The sequence below is a fragment of the Pseudomonas sp. CGJS7 genome (assembly GCF_036961695.1).
Genome location: NZ_JBAMDI010000311.1, coordinates 1 through 987, shown reverse-complemented (window position 1 = coordinate 987; position 987 = coordinate 1). Strand labels below are relative to the sequence as shown.

At 66.4% G+C, this 987-nt stretch carries 1 protein-coding gene; it reads left to right on the top strand.

What is annotated here, in order from left to right:
* Positions 1-987: Ig-like domain-containing protein (locus tag V7787_RS52840; protein ID WP_336095457.1), on the top strand; the 987-nt coding region annotated here is incomplete at both ends.

The following is a 987-nucleotide window of genomic DNA, read 5'->3' as shown; positions in this document are numbered from 1 at the left end:
CCGGCTCCACCGTGCAGGTACGTGACGCGGCCGGCAACATCCTCGCGACTGGCACCGTCGCTGCAGATGGCACCTTCGTCATCGCCCTGGACCCTGCCGTGAACGATGGCAGCACCTTACAAGTCACCCTCACCGACTCCGCCGGCAACGTATCCCAACCGGGCTCGGTCACCTCGGCTGACTTGCTGCCGCCTGCACAACCGACTGACCTGGCCTTGGCCGATGGCGTCACCTTCACCGGTCGCGGTGAGCCTGGCGCTACCGTGCAAGTGCGCGATGCTGCCGGCAACCTGATTAGCACCGGTGTCGTCGGTGCCGACGGCCTGTTCAGCCTCACCTTGTCGCCTGCCCAGGCCAACGGTGAAGCGCTCGATGTGCGTCTGGTGGATGCCGCCGGCAACGCCTCGGCGCCACTGCAATTCGATGCGCCGGACATCACCCCACCTGAGGCAGTAACCAATATTACGGTTGGTGCTGACGGCCTGGCCCTGAGCGGTCGCGGCGAGCCAGGTGCCACTGTGGAAGTGCGCGATGCCAATGGCACCGTGATCGGCACGGGTGTGGTGGGTGCCAACGGCACCTTCCTGATCGACCTCGCCCCAGCCGCACAGCCGGGCGAGCTGTTGAGCCTGGTGCAGACCGACCCAAGCGGCAACGCTTCGGTGGCTACCGAGTACGACGTACCATTGACCACCGCGCCCGACAGCCCGAGCAATCTGGCCATCGATGCTGATGGCACCACCCTCACCGGTACCGCGCCGGCTGGCACCCGTGTGGAAGTGCATGACGCCAACGGCACGCTGATTGGCAGTGTGGTGGCGGGCCCCGACGGCAGCTTCACCGTTACCCTCGACCCGGCCCAGGCCAACGGCGAACTGCTGGACGTGGTCGCCATTGATGACAGCGGCGTTTCCTCGCTGCCCGCCCAAATCACCGCACCGGATATCACCGCCCCTGCCGCACCGACCGAACTGGTGATCAATGCCG